Source organism: Enterococcus sp. DIV1420a (assembly GCF_051712165.1).
GTDB lineage: Bacteria > Bacillota > Bacilli > Lactobacillales > Enterococcaceae > Enterococcus > Enterococcus faecalis.
In genome coordinates this window covers 1,348,443-1,367,733 of the sequence record NZ_JBIOOI010000002.1, presented here as the reverse complement: position 1 = coordinate 1,367,733, position 19,291 = coordinate 1,348,443, and the positions used below count along the sequence as shown (strand labels likewise).

Below are 19,291 nucleotides of genomic sequence, written 5' to 3'. Positions count from 1 at the left end.
TGAGCGTGCAAATTGGAAAAATTGTCAAAGTTTCAGGTCCTTTGATTTTAGCTGAAAACATGTCAGATGCTAGTATCCAAGACATTTGTCATGTAGGAGATTTAGGCGTTATCGGAGAGATTATTGAAATGCGAGGCGACGTCGCTTCGATTCAAGTATATGAAGAAACAACAGGCATTGGACCAGGAGAACCAGTTATTTCAACAGGAGAACCATTATCTGTTGAATTAGCCCCAGGTTTAATTGCCGAAATGTTTGATGGTATTCAACGACCATTGGATACATTTCAAGAAGTAACCCACAGTAACTTTTTAGGCCGTGGCGTTAAAATTGATGCGTTAGATCGTGAGAAAAAATGGACGTTTGAACCAACTGTGGCAGTTGGTGAAGAAGTGTCGGCAGGTGACATCGTCGGTGTGGTTCAAGAAACACCGATTATTCAACATAAAATTATGGTGCCTTTCGGCGTTTCAGGAACGATTGCCGAAATTAAAGCAGGTGACTTTGCCATTGATGAAACAGTTTACTCAGTGGAAACGGCTAAAGGAACGGAAAGTTTTAGCATGATGCAAAAATGGCCCGTTCGGCGGGGACGTCCCATTTTAGAAAAACTAAGTCCCAAAGTACCGATGGTGACCGGACAACGCGTAATTGATACCTTTTTCCCAATTACGAAAGGCGGAGCGGCAGCAGTTCCAGGACCATTTGGCGCTGGAAAAACAGTCGTTCAGCACCAAATTGCCAAGTGGGCCGATGTCGACTTAGTCGTTTACGTTGGTTGTGGGGAACGCGGGAATGAAATGACAGATGTTTTAAATGAATTTCCAGAATTAATTGATCCAACAACTGGTGAGTCTTTGATGAATCGGACGATTTTAATTGCGAATACGTCAAATATGCCGGTAGCGGCACGGGAAGCCTCGATTTATACAGGGATTACCATTGCAGAATATTTCCGTGATATGGGTTACTCAGTCGCAATTATGGCGGATTCTACTTCTCGTTGGGCAGAAGCGTTACGAGAAATGAGTGGTCGGTTAGAAGAAATGCCTGGTGATGAAGGCTATCCAGCCTATTTAGGTAGTCGCTTAGCTGAATATTATGAACGAGCAGGACAAGTCATCGCGTTAGGAAAAGATCATCGTGAAGGAAGCATTACGGCGATTAGTGCGGTTTCGCCATCTGGTGGGGACATATCAGAACCTGTCACTCAAAATACGTTACGCGTTGTTAAAGTATTCTGGGGCTTAGATTCTCAATTAGCACAAAAACGTCATTTTCCTTCTATTAACTGGTTGCAAAGTTATTCTCTTTACTCCACAGAAGTAGGGCAATATTTAGACTTGGAATTGCAAGGAAACTGGGCCGCTATGGTAGCTGAAGGGATGCGGATTTTACAAGAGGAATCTCAATTGGAAGAAATTGTTCGTTTGGTTGGGATTGATTCCTTGTCGGATAAAGACCGTTTAACGTTGGAAACAGCCAAATCATTACGGGAAGACTATTTGCAACAAAATGCTTTTGATGACGTGGATACGTTCACTTCTCGAACCAAACAAGCGAAAATGTTGCAATTGATTCTAACTTTTGGTGAAGAAGGTCAAAAAGCCTTAAGTTTAGGCACTTATTTCTCTGAGTTAATGGCGGGAACAGTTGAAATCCGCGATCGCATTGCTCGTAGCAAGTATTTACCAGAAGAAGAATTAGAAAAATTGGATCGTTTACAAGCAGAAATTAAAACAACGATAAAAGAAATCATTGCTGAAGGAGGAATGACGAATGATTAAAGAATATCGTACAATCAATGAAGTCGTTGGTCCTCTGATGATTGTTGAAAAAGTGGCAGGCGTAAAGTACGAAGAATTAATTGAAGTACGCATGCAAAATGGCGAAATTCGCCAAGGGCAAGTTTTAGAAATCAATGGAGATAAAGCGATGGTCCAAATTTTTGAAGGAACGAGTAACATCAATATTCGTGATTCAAAAGTTCGCTTTCTGGGACATCCTTTAGAATTAGGGGTTTCGCCAGATATGATGGGGCGCGTTTTTGACGGCTTAGGTCGCTTAAAAGATAATGGACCAGAATTATTACCTGAGAAAAAATTAGATATTAACGGCGAAGTTATCAATCCAGTTGCTCGTGATTATCCCGATGAGTTCATCCAAACAGGGATTTCAGCGATTGACCATTTAAATACCTTAGTTCGTGGTCAAAAATTACCTGTTTTTTCAGCATCTGGCTTACCTCATAAAGAATTAGCGGCACAAATTGCCAGACAAGCCAACGTGTTAAATAGTGAAGAAGAATTTGCCGTAGTTTTTGCGGCCATTGGGATTACCTTTGAAGAAGCGGAATATTTTATGGAAGATTTCCGTCAAACAGGCGCAATTGATCGTTCAGTCTTGTTTATGAACTTAGCGAATGATCCAGCCATTGAACGGATTGCAACACCTAGAATGGCTTTGACAGCCGCTGAATATTTAGCTTATGAAAAGGGCATGCATGTCTTAGTTATCATGACGGATATGACCAATTATTGCGAAGCGTTGCGAGAAATTTCAGCAGCACGCCGTGAAGTTCCAGGACGTCGTGGTTACCCGGGTTATCTTTACACGAACTTAGCAACGTTGTATGAACGGGCAGGCCGAATTCGTGGCTCAAAAGGTTCCGTAACACAGATTCCTATTTTAACAATGCCAGAGGAGGATAAAACACATCCAATTCCCGATTTAACTGGCTATATTACAGAAGGGCAAATTATCTTGTCCCGGGAACTATATAAGAGCGGTATCCAACCACCAATTGATGTATTGCCATCACTTTCCCGTCTTAAAGACAAAGGAACTGGCGAAGGCAAAACGCGCGGGGATCATGCAGCGACGATGAATCAATTGTTCTCAGCCTATGCACAAGGGAAACAAGCCAAAGAATTAGCTGTCATTTTAGGAGAATCAGCTCTTTCCGATGTCGATAAAATTTACGCAGCTTTTGCCCAACGTTTTGAAGAAGAATATGTCAATCAAGGATTCGATACAAACCGTTCGATTGAAGAAACGTTAGATCTTGGGTGGGAACTATTAAGTATGCTACCGAGAACAGAACTAAAACGAATTAAAGAGGATATGCTCGATCAATATTTAACTGAAGGGAAGTAGAAAAATGGCTCGATTAAATGTTAATCCAACCCGTATGGAACTTTCCCGATTGAAAAAACAGTTAACTACGGCCACGAGAGGTCATAAGTTGCTGAAAGACAAACAAGATGAATTGATGCGACGGTTTATTGCGCTAGTCAAAGAAAACAATGAGTTACGTATTCAGGTTGAACAAGAAGTGACGGATGCGTTATCAAATTTTGTATTGGCAAACGCAACGTTGAACGAAGCCTTTATTGAAGAGTTAGTGGCAATTCCAGCCGAAAAAGTTGAATTAGAAATTATTGAACAGAACATCTTAAGTGTGCCAGTTCCTAAAATGATTTTTGATTACGATGAATCGGTTCAAGAAGCACCCTTAGATTATGGCTACGTGAATTCAAACAGCGAGCTTGATCAAGCTTTTGCTAAAATTTCAAGCATTTTACCGAAATTATTAGCACTTGCAAATGTTGAAAAGACGTGCCAATTATTATCAAAAGAAATTGAAAAAACGCGTCGTCGTGTCAACGCCTTAGAGTATATGACGATTCCGCAATTAGAAGAAACAATTTACTACATTCAAATGAAATTAGAAGAAAATGAACGTGGCGAAATTACACGTTTAATTAAAATTAAAAGCATGAACAAAGAAAATTAGTGGTTAGAAAGAACGAGTGCGAAGCCAGTTGGTAGCTTTCGTGCTCGTTTTTAATAAAAAAGGGAGTGGAAAAAATGAAAAATGAAGAACGCCGCAAAGCGATTGCACTGAATTGTCAAAAATACGAAAGTGACTATGCTCGCTTGGTGGAACCAATCAATGAGCTACTGTTAAACTTGGGAGCGGCTATTTCAGAAGAAGCCGCGAAGCAAATCATTCTGAATGTAAAACGATATCATCACGGCGTGAAATATCTTCCTGAGTGTCATTTAGATGAAAGTAACCAATTTATCGAAGATGGGCTTGAAGCTCTTAAAAAGGGAGATTTAGGCAACGGTGCGTTACAACTATTTGGGGCTGGCTTAAACTTTGCTAGTTTTGTAGCAAAAGCACAAGGAACCAAAAAAATTGATGCCCACCAAATGTTGGCAGAACGTTTTACGAAGTTGTTGTCTGTAAAGTAGCCAGCTACTCATTGTGAATTTTAGTATCTGGGACAGTAGTCAAAATGACTTTTGTCCCAGATATTTTTTTTATAAAAATATGAAACCTTTTACAGATACTTAACGTCTAATAGTTAGTTAAATGAAAAGAGGTGTTTTATGGATAAAATTTCAACAAAAAAATTAGTTCAGAAAGCAAAAAAAGGAGATGGACAAGCATTTGTTCACCTTTGTCAAAAATATGAAACAGTTTTATACAATGCTGCATATAAAATGCTATTAAACGAAGTCGACGTTGCTGATTGTTTACAAGAAACTGAACTATGTGCATGGGAAAAAATAACAACATTAAAAAATGAATATGCGTTTAATTCATGGATTTTTAAAATAATGTTAAACCAAGTTCAAAATATTTTTAGAGAAAAGCAGAAAACAACTCACTGGATGGATACTTATTCTCCTGTTCCTGCTTTTGATGATTTATATGATTTGGATAAAGGATTACATAAATTACCTGATAATTATCGCGTTCCGCTAGTTATGTACTATTATGTTGGCCTTAGTATAAAAGAAATCGCTCAGCAACTTGATGTTTCAACAAATACCATCAAAATTCGCCTTTCTCGTGGTCGAAAAAAATTAAGGACATATTTAAAGGAGACATGGTAAATGGATAGAAAACGAAGTGATATATTAAAATATGAAAAAAAGATGCCTTTAGAAACAGTGGAACGTTTAAACACACAAAGAACTAAGATATTAATGGGAGAAATAAAACAATACAGACAGCCAAAGAAAAAAATATCGCGTAAACATTTAATTATAGGGCTAATTAGTATTGCTACCACTTTTACTTTGATAGTAAAAACACCCATTGGACGTGCCATAGAAGAGGTATTGGGGATTAGTCAAGATACAGGTGTTCAAACAGTAGAATCTTCTGGTGTTCCAACAAAACTAGAATTGCGGAGTGTACAAAATGAGCGAGAAATCGTATTAACAAAATTTGTATCGACAAAAAATAAAATGGCGTTTGATTATCAATTTAAGATTAAAGATCAGAAATTAAAAGAGTTATTACAGAAAAAAATCGCTAGAAATAATTATTCTCAAGATATTCAACTAGGGTTATTTAGAGAAGAAAGCAAAGAAGATTTATTTGGGGGTGTAAGTTCAACATCGTTATATAGAATCGAGAAGGATGTTTTTTATGGTTCAGTGATTTCAACTTTCAATAAGCAAAAACTTGTTAGTCAAGATCAATTAACGCTTCATATCTACCGATTAGCTTGGGAAGATCAAGAACAGCATGATAATGAATTAAAAGAAGCAATCAAAGCAAGTAGCCGATCTTTTAGTGTTGAGAATGCATTAGAGTATCAAGGCGATTGGACGTTTAAAATTCCTTACCAACCCATTATGAAAGAAACGATACCTAGCATTAAAAACGTGAAAAAAATTAAAAATATTAAGGCCCAAAGTGATGCGCTTCAAACTACGCTGATTATGGATGTTCCAAATCCAGAAAAAAATAAAAAAAGTCGTGATATTCTAATTTCAGTTTATAAAAACGGTCTTGAGATACCTATTGCACGTCAAATTGGTAGTGGCTTTAATAAAGGGGAAGATGCTACAATTAACATTTCTTTTGACTTAAGTAGTTTGGATCATAAGTCATTATATAAAGTAATCGTTAGAAATTCTTATGAAGATGATGCAGCAGGAAAAGAATTAGGTTCGTTGGAGTTAAAAAATACTCAGAAATAATTGCTAAAAAGGTTATGGGAAATACAAATATTTTAATTAATATAACTACTAAAAAAAGCATCTTTTTTATTGAGCGTTGTCATTAAAAAAAGATGCTTTTATTTTCATTATCAATGGTTATCATTAGGGTATTCAGACACCTGTAATTGCCATAACTTATCTGTCACTGAAGCAATAAACGCAGCACTCTTAGCATTATCAGGTCCTTTAGTAAAAATTGCTAAAGCAAAGGGGTGAGGTGTTTCTAAAATCCCCATATCATGAATAAATTCATCATAGGAACCAATTTTATGAGCAATTTTTCCTTGAGTTGTGGGAGTTTCCATTCTTTCATGGAAAACACTTTGTTTCATAGAATCATAAATCGCTTGGTAATCTGGTTTTGTTGCTTTTTCAGTATATAATTTTTGTAGAATAACAAGCGCATCTTCAGAAGAAAATTGTGGCTCTTCAATCGAAGGTGTCTTGTGCAAATAACGCTGATACATTTCTCGTTTTGCTTTTGCATCACCACCCAATGTGTCATAGAGCATATTTTTAGCGATATTATCAGAATAGGTGATGGCATATTCTTGTAACGTTTTTAATGGATATTCTGGTTGGATATTATAGGCAATGATCCCAGTTCCTTCTTCATAATCTTCTTCGGCGTTATAGGGAATCAGGTCTGTCCATTTTTTTTGACCAGAAGCAACCGTGTCGGCGACTAGCATCGTCAGGGGCACTTTAATAGTACTAGCTGTATAAAATTCATGTTGGCCATTCACGGAACGCTGTTCGCCAGTTTCTAAATCCAAATAACTAATCCCGACCGTTCCTTCAAATTCTTTGACAGAAGCGACGAGCAGGTCATTTATTTTATCAAAAAATACTGTATTTGCTGAATTATTTTCTTCCTTGTCTTTCGTATGCTTCTCATGTTTGGCGGAATCAATTGTAACTTTTTGTTCAGATTCTTTGGCATAATCTTCGCCACGACTTGAGAAGAAGAAGCCTACAATTAGGAAAAAGCAAAGAAAGAAAATGATGCCGTATAGTGAGAGTTGCTGTTTCTTCAATGTAAAACCCTTTCCGTTTCTCTAATAGATATTTTTCTCAACTCCTCCATTTAATCATTTTTCGGATAAGAGCGCAAGCGTCTTTTTAACGGCACTACTGGTTTTGTTTCATTTGTTTTTGGAGTGCTTGCGATTGCTTTAATAGCTCTTTGCCGATAGTGGTATCTTTCACTAATAGCCGCTGTAAGGGGCGATCGATGACTTGTTTGATGGAATGAATGTCTTGATTATTTAAAATGGCTGTTTCTTTACTAGAAAAAGATTTATGCGCGGTCAGTTGTAAACCAAACGAGTTGTACAACAATGTATAACCAGCAATCCCAGTAATTGTCTGATAAGATTTTGAAAAGCCGCCGTCAATTACGAGAAGCGTGCCATTTGCTTTGATTGGCGATTCGCCTTTTGTTCGTTTAACTGGTGTATGGCCATTAATGATATGTCGATTTTCACCAGTCACTTCAAATTCATCTAGGATTCTTTCACAAACTTCAACCGTATCACGCAAAGAGTAGTAAGGATTCTTTTCTTCGTAATGTGTTTCTTTTTCAGCGAGAAAATAACGCTCAAAGGTTTTCATAGCTCGTTTACCAAATAATGAGGAACCTTCGCCACACCAAAGATACCATAAACAATCTGTCGCATAGTCATCTGTACTAGCAGGCTGAGCGTAAGCTTCTTCTAACATTTCCTGAAAGAAGTCAACTAAAGCTTTTCCTGAATAGGAGTGGCCTTTAAATGTATAAGCTTGAAAAGTACCGTCCGCATTCAGAGGCAGACAGCCATGAATCAATAAATTTTGATTATACACAAGATAAAGAGAGGCTTTTTCCATTAGAAAGCGCATGTGTTTTGTTAACCGCGGTGAAGACTGAAATTGCGTTAATAAATCATCAATTATCTGTTTTTCCTCACGTGTTAATTGGTAAGGCTGCTCTTCAGAAACGGTTTGGAAACAGCTGTTAATTAATGTATAACGACATTCGTCAAAAGTAATAGTTTCCCCTTGAATCTTATCTAAGCGTAGCCGATGTGCCAAGTTAAAATCAGGGCGTCGACCAATAATTTGCCCTTCTAGTTTTTCTTGAATAATGGCAATGGCTTGTTGCACACGCATCGCTACTTGTTTTTCATCTTCAGTTAACGCACGATAGGGATTTTTCTTGGGTTCAAAAGCAGGATTTTCTTTATATGTTTCTAAACTAAATTTTTTTAAGGCGGTTAAATCGATAGCATAACGTTCTTCTAACAAATCTAAATTTCCATAGCGAGCACAAATACGTACTACATTGGCTAAACAAGCCAGTGAACCACTATAAGCAGCCAGCCAAATCATATCGTGATTGCCTAGTTGAATATCCAAGGAGTGATAGGACATTAATCGGTCCATAATTTTATCTGGTGCTGGCCCCCGGTCATAGATATCCCCAATAACATGTAGGTGATCGATAATCAGACGTTGGATTAGATAAGCTAATTCTGTCACGAAACGTTTGGCTTCACCTAGTAAAATAATTTTTTCAATAATTTGTTGATAGTAACCGTTTTTGGTTGTTGTTTCATCATATTGATAAATCAATTCTTCGAGAATATACCCATAGGTTTCAGGAAGGGCTTTGCGAACTTTAGAACGTGTGTACTTCATCGAAGAAGAACGGACGATTTCAACCAGACGGCGAATCGTTAATAGCCACCATTCATAAGAGAGGGCGCTTTCATTTTCTAAAAGTGTTAATTTTTCTTCTGGATAGTAGATAATAAAACAAAGCTCGTCCATCTGATGGGCATTTAATTCTTGTTTAAATAAAAATTGAACTTTTTCTCGGATTCGCCCAGAACCATTTCTTAAAATATGGTCAAAAGCTTCAAATTCACCATGTAAATCACTGACAAAATGTTCTGTTCCTTTCGGTAAATTCAAAATTGCTTCCAAATTAATAATTTCTTCAATTTGTTGATCGCGGTTCAGTGTAGCCAAGTCATCTGCCTTCTTTCTTTTTCGTATATACCAATTTTGATTTAAAAGATTAAAGTCTTGATAATGAAGGTTTTTTATTCGTATGCCAATTATTGTAGGCTATTTGGCGAAAAAAAGCAACAGGAGAAAGTCAGAGAAAAATGTGGAAAATTATAGGAAGCTACTGGGTTTTATGCTATGATTTTTAATAAAACGAAATGAAGGGGCGGGAAAACATGTTATTTGGTACAGCAAAAATGAATCGGGAAAATCATTTAGAAATCGGTGGTTGTGACACCGTAAAGTTGGCGCAAAAATTCGGGACGCCGTTATTTGTCTATGATGTCGCTCATATTCGCGCGCAAGCACGTGGTTTTAAACAAACGTTAAATCAATTAGGTATCAAAAATAAAGTGGTTTATGCAAGTAAAGCATTTAGTTGTTTAGCTATTTATCAAGTGTTAAAGGAAGAAGATATTGCTTGCGATGTTGTCTCTGGTGGAGAACTATTCACAGCTTTAAAAGGGGGCATGGAGCCAGCGGAAATTGAGTTCCATGGAAATAATAAAACCCCTGAAGAATTACGTTATGCTTTGGACAACAAAATAGGTACAATTGTCATTGATAATTTTTACGAAATTGACTTGTTGGAAGAATTATTAGCTACACGAAACCAAACACAAAAAGTTCTTTTTCGGGTGAGTCCTGGCGTGGATGCAGAAACACATGATTACATTTTGACAGGCCAAGAAGATTCAAAATTTGGTTTTGATGTTGCAAGTGGCCAGGCAACAGAAGCGCTCGTTCGCCTTTTATCAAATCCCTCTTTTGATGTGCAAGGGGTCCATTGCCATATTGGCTCGCAAATTTTTGCTGTGGAAGGCTTTTTAGCTGCTGTTGAAAAAATGTTCACTATTTTAGAAGACTGGCGGCAAGTCCATCAATTTACAGCACGTGTTTTAAATATGGGTGGTGGTTTTGGTGTGCAGTACACGCAGCAAGATGAGCCATTAGCACCAGCAACATTTGTTGAAAAAATTGTTTATTCCTTGAAAGGTCATTGTGAACAATTAGGGTATCCACTGCCTGAGCTTTGGATTGAACCAGGCCGCAGTTTAATTGCCGAAGCGGGCACAACGATATATACAGTTGGCGCGCAAAAAGAGGTTCCTGGTGTTCGTCATTTTGTTTCCGTAGATGGTGGCATGGGTGATAATATACGGCCTGCTTTGTATCAAGCAGTTTATGATGGTTTTCTAGCGAATCGTGAGGGACATGATTCAGTCAAGAAAGTCACAGTGGTTGGTAAATATTGCGAATCAGGAGATGTCTTACTTCGAGATATTTTATTGCCAGAAGTTAAAGCAGGGGATTTATTGGCCATTAGTAGTACGGGGGCTTACGGTTATTCAATGGCAAGTAATTACAACCGAAATCCTCGACCAGCGGTGGTTTTTGTCGAAGATGGACAAGCAAAATTAGTTGCTCGCCGTGAGACATATGAAGATATGACAACGTTGGATTGTTGATAGATTAAAAGTAGCCGCCTCTTTTTGAGACGGCTGTTTTTTTTTTCAAAAAATAACAAAATGTAAGGGTGATTTCTTTCAGAAATGAAAAATCCATAGTATATTAAATGAAGAAGGAAATACTTTAGAAGAGGGTGTGATTTGCAGATGAAATGGCTCCTCGGGTTACTGATCATTTTTGCAATAATTGGCGTTGTTTTTTCTTTTTACATTGCCAATTATTTTTTGAAAATTGCGTTGCTTAAAGACAACCCTTGGTATCATAAAAAAGGGCATCGGTTATTAAATCCTGATAATTTTCAAGAACGTGAAACAAGATATACAAAAATAGAAGAACAACAAAAACAAGAAGGCGAAGCTTTTTGGACAGAGTCTTTTGCTGAAGATCGTTGGTTGAAAATTAAAGATGAAACATTGTATGCACGGTGCTTTATTCCTTATCCAGATAACCATCGTTGGGCGATTTGTGTGCATGGTTATCGTTCAAACGGAAAACGCGATATGGCATATACTGCATTACGTTTTGCAGAAGAAGGCTACAATGTTTTAGTTCCCGATTTGCGTGCGCACGGGAAAAGTTCAGGGAATAAAATTGGGATGGGATGGCTGGATCGGTTAGATTTATTAAGTTGGATTAGTGAAGTTCTTGCCATTGATATGGAAGCAGAAATTATTTTAGTGGGCGGTTCCATGGGAGCGGCTACTGTCATGATGGCAAGTGGTGAAAAGTTACCAACGAATGTCCGCGGATTAATAGTGGATTGTGGCTATACTTCTGTCTATGATGAATTTAAATACGTCCTACATGAATCTTTTCATTTACCCGCTTTTCCTATTTTAACGATTGCTAATCAATTAGCATTAAATAACTATGGCTTTCAATTGAAAACCGCTTCTTCCGTGAGACAATTACACAAAAATACGTTGCCGACATTTTTTATTCACGGTACAGGTGATCGCTTTGTTCCAATGACAATGTTTGAAGAAAATTTAGCGGCAACTCAGGGGATAAAAAAAGGCCTCATTGTTGCTAAAGCACCACATTTATCTTCAAGTGTCTACGAACCTGAAAATTATTACAGTAGTATTTTTGAGTTTTTGGAAGAAAACTGTCCTGCGGTAAAAACAATATCCGACTAAAAAAGACATGGATTTTCATGATTCCATGTCTTTTTTTTGTCTGACTCGTTTAGCTAAATTTAAAGTGCTTAAAAAGAAAAATAACGGCGCCAAACTACCAAGGCAAAGGAACCATTTCATTGAATAAGTTAACTCTTGCTGTAAAAGAGATTCTCGTATATAGCTGAAACCTTCGCCATGGACCCGCAAATAAATATAAATGTAAGCAAAAAGAATCACTAAAGGCAAAATACAGACTTCTAATATTTCCAAAAGATAAGGAAAGGTTTTATTTAATAATTTGAGGCGTGTCTTATTCAATAGATAAGCAAAAATGAAAATTGACCATAAAAAACCAAAAAAACTAATCAAATAAAAAATCAGATTCGCACTTCCTGCATTCATAAAAGCTTTCGGGAAAAGTAGTCTGCCGATGAATGTATTTTTAATTGTAAAAGGAACATCAAAAATGGAAATATAAAGACAAAAAAGTACTAATGTTAACAAGGCATGCCAAATCTTTTTCTCCATTTCATTTAAAAAATATCTAATTACTTGGTACATTTCCATAAACTGTCGCTCCGTGTTTGAAATAATTGTAGTTTTGACTATACCATAGCTGTTCTCAATTTTCTTGAAAAAAATACACGCAACCAGCCTCGACTATACGAAACACACAGAGTGTCTAAAAAATAAGTTGCCGATCGCATTTTTTCGCATGCTAGTGTTGCACTTCTGTTTCGTTGGTGTTTTCTAATTGATGATTTGTTGATTAAAAAAGGGCAGGAGGGAGCGTTTTTCTAGTATAATAATATAAAAGAATATAGAGAAAATCGTAGGATGGGAGTTATTCAAAGTGGCGGAGATTACAGTTAAGACAATTTCAGCGAAAGATGATTTAAAGAAGTTGCTTTTGGGTCAAGAGTATGACCAACAGCAGCCAGTTAAAAATATTTTAAAAGCTAGAACATCGAATGTCCATATTGAAAAGTACGAGGTTGTGGAGGATGTTTTTTTAAAGTTAACTGGGAAGGCGACCGCGCACAAAGATATTATGAACTCATTTTGGACAACGTATAAAATTATGTTACAACTTGTTTATCCCGATTTCTTTAGACCAGCGGAAGTAATTGGGGAAAATCAAGAAAGCTATTTAGAAAAACCTTCTGAACAGAATTTGCTTGCAGTAAATAGCAAGTATCCGCCTCATGATTCCGGGGCATCGGCTGTGATTTCGGACCAATATTTAACTTATTTTGACCAAGTTTTTCCTGACTATTTACCAAATCCTGTACCAAAAAAATATACATGGAATGAATTTCTTCTCTACAATTTTACTAAATTTGAGCGAGTCCATCAGGACCCACAATTAAAGCGTTTTGCCGAACTTACCCATTCAATTGGAAACATTACAGTAGTTCCACTAGGATTTAACAGCGGAAGAAGCTTATCGTTTAAAGATTATTGGGATTATTCTTTAGAACAACTTTCGATATTTTTAGCTTCGTTTCATTCATGGGAAAGCTACGTTCATACGTATGAGATGCAACCATTTTTAAATGAACAGTATCAACCAGTAGCGCTATGGAAAAATCATTTGAAAAAAGACTCGTTTATCTTACCTCAGAATATAGAGGAGATAAATGAATATTTAGTTCAAGTAAATCAACGAATAGAAAAAAGAGGGCAGCGAATAGTGAATCGGTTGTAATGAAATAAGAATCGACTTTTCACTAAACGTTGAAAGTCTCGAATCTTGTGCTCTTTTATTGACTCAGAAACAGAGAACAATTAAACTACTAGATTAGTATCAAAAAATAATTGCGTATAGGGATAACCAGTCGCATGTTTAAATAACTTTTAGGTCTTATGTAAGTAACAAAAGTTATTAGTACGAAGCAATCATTTTAGAAAGGAGCTTTTATGCAATTCACATTATTAAATCAAGAAAATCAAGCCTATTGGGAAGCAACCTACATAGAAGCTTTTCCAGAAGAAGAGAGACTGCCGTTTGATCAATTATTGACGTCTTCTCAAGCAGGAAAATTTCATTTGTTTGTTATTCAAGAGGCGGATGAGAACGTGGGGATTTTGTTAAATAGTCAAATTGCACTTGAAGCAACCTATGTCTTTTTCTTTGCAATTGATCAGCACCACCGAAACAAACGATTAGGCTCAACCGTGTTAGCGTTATTGAAGACACGTTATCCTAAGGGGGTTCTTTTAGAGAGTGAAGAAATTGGCAAAAATGCAGCGAATGAAGCCCAAAGAGAAAAACGTTATCAGTTTTATGAAAGAAATGGCGTGCAGGATACAGGGTATCTGATTATGGATAGAGGGCTCACTTTTCATATCATGTTTGCTGGAGCGTCAAGCTTCGGTGGAACGCAGTTACAGTTTTTATTAGACTTCCATCCAGTAGCAAAAATTTGGAAAAAACCAAGTATTGATGGCATTAGGTAATTTTTATCAAATAAGTAAATTAAACAAACAAAAAAACATATGAAAGAACGGACCAATCGGTTCTTTCATATGTTTTTTATCATTAGCCTCGAAATAACTAGCGAATACCCAAAGCAATTCGTGCGTAACGGCTCATTTTATCCGTTGTCCAAGCAGGGTACCAGACTAATTTTACTTCGATATTATTCACTTCAGGAATATCTTTTAAAACACCATGGATTTGTTCTGTTAAAACATCTGCTAACGGACAACCCATTGTGGTTAAGGTCATTTTGATGACAGTATCACCAGTTTCTTCTGCAAATTCAACTTCATAAATTAGTCCTAAATTAACAATATCGATGCCTAATTCAGGGTCAATCACTGTTTCTAATGCAGTTAAAATATCTTCTTTAATTGCTTCAACTTCTTCGGTTGAACGTTGTTGAGGTTGTTCACTCATTCGTCTTCTACTCCTTTGCAAGTTGCCTCTTTACTATCATACCTTTTTTAAGAATGTTTGTAAATGAGAAGTATCTCACATGTCATGGAATTTACTGATTTATTAAAAAAGCTCATAAAATTCGAAATTCATTTTATTTTAATCGAAATCTCATTATTTTATTGACATTAGAAAACAATGAGTTTAGAATGATCGATAACAATCTAAATTTAATTTTTGGATATTTTTAAAAAACTGAATTTTCAGTCAATTGGAAATATCAAAGGGAGGATTTTATGAAAATTAAGCAGGTACATGTTAGGGCATCGAAAATTAAACTGAAAGAAACATTTACGATCGCTTTGGGGACGATAGAATCAGCGGATAGTGCAATTGTGGAAATTGAAACAGAAGAGGGATTAGTTGGATATGGAGAAGGAGGGCCAGGCATTTTTATTACCGGTGAAACGTTGGCTGGCACGATTGAAACGATCGAATTATTTGGCCAAGCAATCATTGGCTTAAACCCCTTTAATATTGAGAAAATTCATGAAGTGATGGATAAAATATCTGCTTTCGCTCCAGCGGCAAAAGCAGCAATCGATATTGCTTGTTATGATTTGATGGGTCAGAAAGCTCAACTGCCTCTTTATCAATTGTTAGGCGGCTATGATAACCAAGTAATAACGGATATTACACTAGGTATTGATGAACCAAATGTGATGGCACAAAAAGCCGTCGAAAAAGTCAAACTAGGTTTTGATACATTAAAAATTAAAGTCGGAACAGGAATTGAAGCTGATATCGCAAGAGTAAAAGCGATTCGTGAAGCAGTTGGCTTTGATATCAAGCTCCGCTTAGATGCGAATCAGGCTTGGACGCCCAAAGATGCAGTTAAAGCGATTCAAGAATTAGCAGATTATCAAATTGAATTAGTGGAACAGCCAGTTAAAAGACGCGATTTAGAAGGTCTAAAATACGTTACTTCACAAGTTAATACGACAATTATGGCTGATGAAAGCTGTTTTGATGCTCAAGATGCGTTGGAATTAGTTAAAAAAGGCACAGTCGATGTTATCAATATAAAATTAATGAAGTGTGGCGGCATTCATGAAGCGCTGAAAATTAATCAGATTTGTGAAACAGCAGGCATCGAATGCATGATTGGTTGCATGGCGGAAGAAACAACCATTGGCATCACGGCTGCTGCCCATTTAGCTGCTGCTCAAAAGAATATCACACGAGCAGATTTAGATGCGACATTCGGTTTAGAAACTGCGCCCGTAACTGGGGGCGTATCCTTAGAAGCAAAACCATTATTGGAATTAGGAGAAGCAGCTGGATTAGGCATTTCTCATTAAAAAAGGAGTAAAGCAAATGAAGTATGATTTAAAGTATCTTAGTGTTCCTTTGCCTGAGGAAATTCAAAGGGTGAAAGAATTTGGCGATTTTGCAAGTGCGGATATTGCCATTGATTTTTGGTTGACAAAAGAACTTCCGCAGGCATTAAAAGAACGTTTGATAATTGAAAAAGATGTCATTAAAATGATGCGTATGAATGAGTATCCTCATAGCTTTGCAAAAGCTGATCAAATGATGAGAGACACTTTTCAGGATTATCAAACAGAGGAATTAATTCGTTTAAAAGAAACGGGATTAGTGGACTGGGTTTATATTGACGGTGAACCGTATTTCCAACTTCGATTTTTGGCCAATTTAATTAAAACAAATGCGGCATATGTTGCACGTTTGCGGGAAGCAGAAAGCAATCAATTAGAAATTCTCCGCAAAAAAGAACTAAAAGAGAACATCGAACAAATGCAAAAAAACGGTGGTAGAAAAGTGAGAACAACAATTAAAGCCACCATTCAGGTGAAAAAAGAATTTGAGCGTCCAGGTGAGCGTGTTCGTGTCCATTTGCCGCTGCCCAAAGCGTGTCAACAACAATCAGAAATTGAAATCCTAGCTACGTCACCTGAAGCAACCTATATTGCGGCAGAAGATGCGCCTCAACGAACACTGTGTTTTGAAACAATCTTAAAAGAAAATCAAACGTTTACAGTTGAATATTGTTATGTTAATCGGATGGTTTACCAACAGTTAGAAGAAAATAACGTAGACAAAATGCAACCAAGCTTTGATTTAGAGGAACATTTACCGCATATTCGATTCACGCCTTATTTAAGAAATTTAGCAGATGAGATTGTGGGCGATGAAAGTAATCCCTTAAAAAAGGCACGCTTGATTTATGACTTTGTGACGACAAAGATTCATTATTCTTTCATGCGTGAATATTTTACAATTTCCAATATTTCAGAGTATGCCGCAACTAATTTAAAAGGTGACTGCGGCGTGCAAGCGATTTTGTTTATCACGCTTTGTCGGATTGCAGGGATACCAGCCAAATGGCAATCGGGATTATATGTTTCTACACATTATACAGGCTGTCATGATTGGGCACAATTTTATATAGAACCGTACGGCTGGCTCTTTGCGGATTTATCTTTTGGCGGAGGTGCTTACCGAGACGGGGATAGACAGCGGTGGAATCATTATTTCGGCAATTTAGATGTTTTTAGAATGGTCGCAAATAGTGAGATCCAGGCAGACTTTCAGCCGGCGAAAATGCAATTGCGTGCAGACCCAATTGACAACCAGCGGGGAGAATTTGAGTACGAAAATGAGGGCTTGCCCTACGCATGCTTGATAGTTTCGCAAGAACGGCTTTCCATGGAAGAGTTGCCGTTTGATTGACACATAGGGGGAATAGTATGAAAAAGTTAAAAATGATGGGGATTATGTTATTTGTTAGTACGGTCTTGGTAGGTTGTGGCACAACAGCAGAAACAAAAATAGACGAGAAAGCAACTGAGAAAACCAGTGTCTCGAAAAAAGTTTTAAATTTAATGGAGAACTCGGAAATCGGTTCAATGGATTCTATTTTTACACAAGATGAAGCCAGTATTAACGCACAGTCCAATGTCTTTGAAGGGTTATATCAATTGGATGAAAAAGATCAACTAATACCAGCTGCCGCTAAAGAGATGCCTGAAATTTCTGAAGATGGTAAACGATATACCATTAAACTAAGAGAAGATGGTAAGTGGTCCAATGGTGATGCTGTAACAGCCAATGATTTTGTTTTTGCTTGGCGTAAATTAGCGAATCCCAAAAACCAAGCCAATTACTTTTTCTTGTTAGAAGGAACGATTCTGAACGGAACAGCTATTACAAAAGAGGAAAAAGCACCAGAGGAATTGGGTGTCAAAGCGCTTGATGATTATACTTTGGAGGTTACTTTGGAAAAGCCTGTACCGTATTTTACGTCGTTATTGGCATTTTCTCCATTTTTCCCACAAAACGAAGCATTCGTGAAAGAAAAAGGACAAGCCTATGGCACTTCTAGTGAAATGATTGTATCTAATGGTCCGTTTTTAATGAAAAATTGGGATCAGTCAGCGATGTCGTGGGATTTTGTGCGTAATCCCGACTATTACGATAAAGAAAAAGTAAAATCAGAAACGATTCATTTTGAAGTTCTTAAAGAAACCAATACCGTTTATAATTTGTACGAATCAGGTGAATTAGATGTGGCTGTCTTAACAGGAGATTTTGCTAAACAAAATCGAGACAACCCAGACTATGAAGCAATCGAACGGTCAAAAGTCTATTCCTTACGTTTAAACCAAAAAAGAAACGAAAAACCATCCATTTTTGCAAATGAGAATGTCCGCAAAGCTTTAGCTTATGCTTTGGATAAAAAAAGTTTAGTCGATAATATTTTGGCAGATGGTTCAAAAGAAATTTATGGGTACATTCCAGAAAAATTTGTATATAACCCAGAAACGAATGAAGATTTTCGTCATGAAGCAGGCGCCCTTGTCAAAACAGACGCCAAAAAAGCCAAAGAGTATTTAGATAAAGCAAAAGCAGAGCTAAACGGAGATGTAGCCATTGAACTTCTTTCAAGAGATGGTGATAGTGACCGAAAAGTTGCTGAATTTATCCAAGGCCAGTTACAAGAAACGTTGCCTGGTCTCACTATTAATGTCAAAACAGTTCCTTTAAATAATGCGATTGAATTAATGAGAAAAGGGGATTATGAATTGTCTGTTGGCATGTGGGGACCCGATTATCAGGATCCAATGACTTTCTTAGAAAGCTCAGTTAGTGGTAACCGTATGAACTATTCTAGCCCAACGTTTGATCAACTAATTGAAGAAGCAACAACTAAATACGCAAATGATCCTGAAACTCGTTGGCAAACATTAATTAAAGCTGAAAAAGTATTGGTGGAAGAAGATGCCGCTTTAATTCCTTTATACCAAGAGGCTCGTAGTCAGCTTATACGACCAGGTGTCAAAGGTATTCAGTATCATAACTTCGGTGCAACGAGCACATATAAGTATGCCTATAAAGAATAAATTAGTGAACGAGCGTGGAGCAAAAATCCAAAGTGATTTTTGCTCCACGCTCAAAAACTGATAAACGGCGGGAACAGAAGCAACACTACGCGTTGCTCTGATCTCAACAACTTCTAAGGTGTTTTCTCGACATGCGTCTCGTCACAGTACAGCTCTTCAAAAGAGCTACAGCTCTAAGAGTTGCGATGTTTCACTGTGAAGCATGAACAGATGAAATCATCGTACCTACTTGGTGAAGGTCCTTCGGAAATAAGCCGAAATTGTTGAGAATCACGAAGAACGTAGTGATTCGATGATGAACAATACCTACTTGGTCT

At 37.1% G+C, this 19,291-nt stretch carries 17 protein-coding genes; 13 read left to right on the top strand and 4 right to left on the bottom strand.

Going from position 1 to position 19,291, the window contains the following annotated elements:
• The first annotated feature begins 5 nt into the window (after positions 1–5).
• From IGI80_RS17885 to IGI80_RS17860, 6 genes are all read left to right on the top strand, one after another.
• Positions 6–1,787: a V-type ATP synthase subunit A gene (locus tag IGI80_RS17885; protein ID WP_002371187.1), complete on the top strand. Its 1,782-nt coding sequence runs from the start codon at positions 6–8 to the stop codon at positions 1,785–1,787.
• The gene (locus tag IGI80_RS17880) at positions 1,780–3,156 is read left to right on the top strand and encodes a V-type ATP synthase subunit B (RefSeq protein ID WP_002357674.1); all 1,377 of its coding nucleotides are present in this window, start codon (positions 1,780–1,782) and stop codon (positions 3,154–3,156) included. The genes IGI80_RS17885 and IGI80_RS17880 overlap by 8 nt, the downstream gene beginning before the upstream one ends.
• Positions 3,157–3,160: 4 nt before the next feature.
• Positions 3,161–3,796 carry a V-type ATP synthase subunit D gene (locus IGI80_RS17875; RefSeq protein WP_002357673.1) on the top strand — a complete coding sequence of 212 codons (636 nt, stop codon included), beginning with the start codon at positions 3,161–3,163 and terminating at the stop codon, positions 3,794–3,796.
• A 74-nt stretch (positions 3,797–3,870) separates the two neighbouring features.
• Positions 3,871–4,260 carry a hypothetical protein gene (locus tag IGI80_RS17870; protein ID WP_002360394.1) on the top strand — a complete coding sequence of 130 codons (390 nt, stop codon included), beginning with the start codon at positions 3,871–3,873 and terminating at the stop codon, positions 4,258–4,260.
• A 138-nt stretch (positions 4,261–4,398) separates the two neighbouring features.
• Positions 4,399–4,908: an RNA polymerase sigma factor gene (locus IGI80_RS17865; protein WP_002360391.1), complete on the top strand. Its 510-nt coding sequence runs from the start codon at positions 4,399–4,401 to the stop codon at positions 4,906–4,908.
• Positions 4,909–6,006: a hypothetical protein gene (locus IGI80_RS17860; protein WP_174127236.1), complete on the top strand. Its 1,098-nt coding sequence runs from the start codon at positions 4,909–4,911 to the stop codon at positions 6,004–6,006.
• 110 nt (positions 6,007–6,116) lie between these two features.
• On the opposite strand, the gene IGI80_RS17855 is transcribed toward IGI80_RS17860, so the two are convergent.
• Together IGI80_RS17855 and IGI80_RS17850 are read right to left on the bottom strand one after the other, a co-directional pair.
• Complete coding sequence (locus IGI80_RS17855; protein WP_438724228.1) at positions 6,117–7,064, bottom strand: serine hydrolase; 948 nt, start codon at positions 7,062–7,064, stop codon at positions 6,117–6,119.
• Positions 7,065–7,158: 94 nt separating this feature from the next.
• Complete coding sequence (locus tag IGI80_RS17850; RefSeq protein ID WP_002380260.1) at positions 7,159–9,039, bottom strand: fructose-bisphosphatase class III; 1,881 nt, start codon at positions 9,037–9,039, stop codon at positions 7,159–7,161.
• 197 nt (positions 9,040–9,236) lie between these two features.
• Here IGI80_RS17850 and lysA point away from each other — a divergent pair, with 197 nt between their 5' ends.
• Together lysA and IGI80_RS17840 are read left to right on the top strand one after the other, a co-directional pair.
• Positions 9,237–10,547 (top strand): diaminopimelate decarboxylase, encoded by a 1,311-nt coding sequence (gene lysA / locus IGI80_RS17845; RefSeq protein WP_002360386.1) that lies wholly within the window; start codon positions 9,237–9,239, stop codon positions 10,545–10,547.
• Between the two features lie 147 nt (positions 10,548–10,694).
• Entirely contained in the window at positions 10,695–11,687 is a 993-nt protein-coding gene (locus IGI80_RS17840; RefSeq protein WP_173963618.1) for an alpha/beta hydrolase, read from the top strand.
• Between the two features lie 15 nt (positions 11,688–11,702).
• Here IGI80_RS17840 and IGI80_RS17835 read toward each other — a convergent pair whose 3' ends face one another.
• Positions 11,703–12,236 (bottom strand): hypothetical protein, encoded by a 534-nt coding sequence (locus IGI80_RS17835; RefSeq protein WP_002365632.1) that lies wholly within the window; start codon positions 12,234–12,236, stop codon positions 11,703–11,705.
• A 286-nt stretch (positions 12,237–12,522) separates the two neighbouring features.
• Here IGI80_RS17835 and IGI80_RS17830 point away from each other — a divergent pair, with 286 nt between their 5' ends.
• A complete protein-coding gene (locus IGI80_RS17830) occupies positions 12,523–13,377 on the top strand; it encodes a hypothetical protein (RefSeq protein ID WP_438724227.1) in 855 nt (284 codons plus the stop codon).
• 212 nt (positions 13,378–13,589) lie between these two features.
• Complete coding sequence (locus IGI80_RS17825; RefSeq protein ID WP_010819385.1) at positions 13,590–14,129, top strand: GNAT family N-acetyltransferase; 540 nt, start codon at positions 13,590–13,592, stop codon at positions 14,127–14,129.
• A 97-nt stretch (positions 14,130–14,226) separates the two neighbouring features.
• Here IGI80_RS17825 and IGI80_RS17820 read toward each other — a convergent pair whose 3' ends face one another.
• Positions 14,227–14,571 (bottom strand): metal-sulfur cluster assembly factor, encoded by a 345-nt coding sequence (locus IGI80_RS17820; protein WP_002357660.1) that lies wholly within the window; start codon positions 14,569–14,571, stop codon positions 14,227–14,229.
• A gap of 275 nt (positions 14,572–14,846) precedes the next feature.
• On the opposite strand from IGI80_RS17820, the gene IGI80_RS17815 reads away from it, so the two are divergent.
• From IGI80_RS17815 to IGI80_RS17805, 3 genes are read left to right on the top strand one after another with little or no spacing between them, the layout of a single operon-like run.
• Positions 14,847–15,911 carry a dipeptide epimerase gene (locus tag IGI80_RS17815; protein ID WP_002360381.1) on the top strand — a complete coding sequence of 355 codons (1,065 nt, stop codon included), beginning with the start codon at positions 14,847–14,849 and terminating at the stop codon, positions 15,909–15,911.
• 16 nt (positions 15,912–15,927) lie between these two features.
• Positions 15,928–17,304 carry a transglutaminase-like domain-containing protein gene (locus IGI80_RS17810; protein WP_010822801.1) on the top strand — a complete coding sequence of 459 codons (1,377 nt, stop codon included), beginning with the start codon at positions 15,928–15,930 and terminating at the stop codon, positions 17,302–17,304.
• Between the two features lie 17 nt (positions 17,305–17,321).
• Positions 17,322–18,974 carry a peptide ABC transporter substrate-binding protein gene (locus IGI80_RS17805; protein ID WP_129236231.1) on the top strand — a complete coding sequence of 551 codons (1,653 nt, stop codon included), beginning with the start codon at positions 17,322–17,324 and terminating at the stop codon, positions 18,972–18,974.
• Positions 18,975–19,291 lie beyond the last annotated feature (317 nt).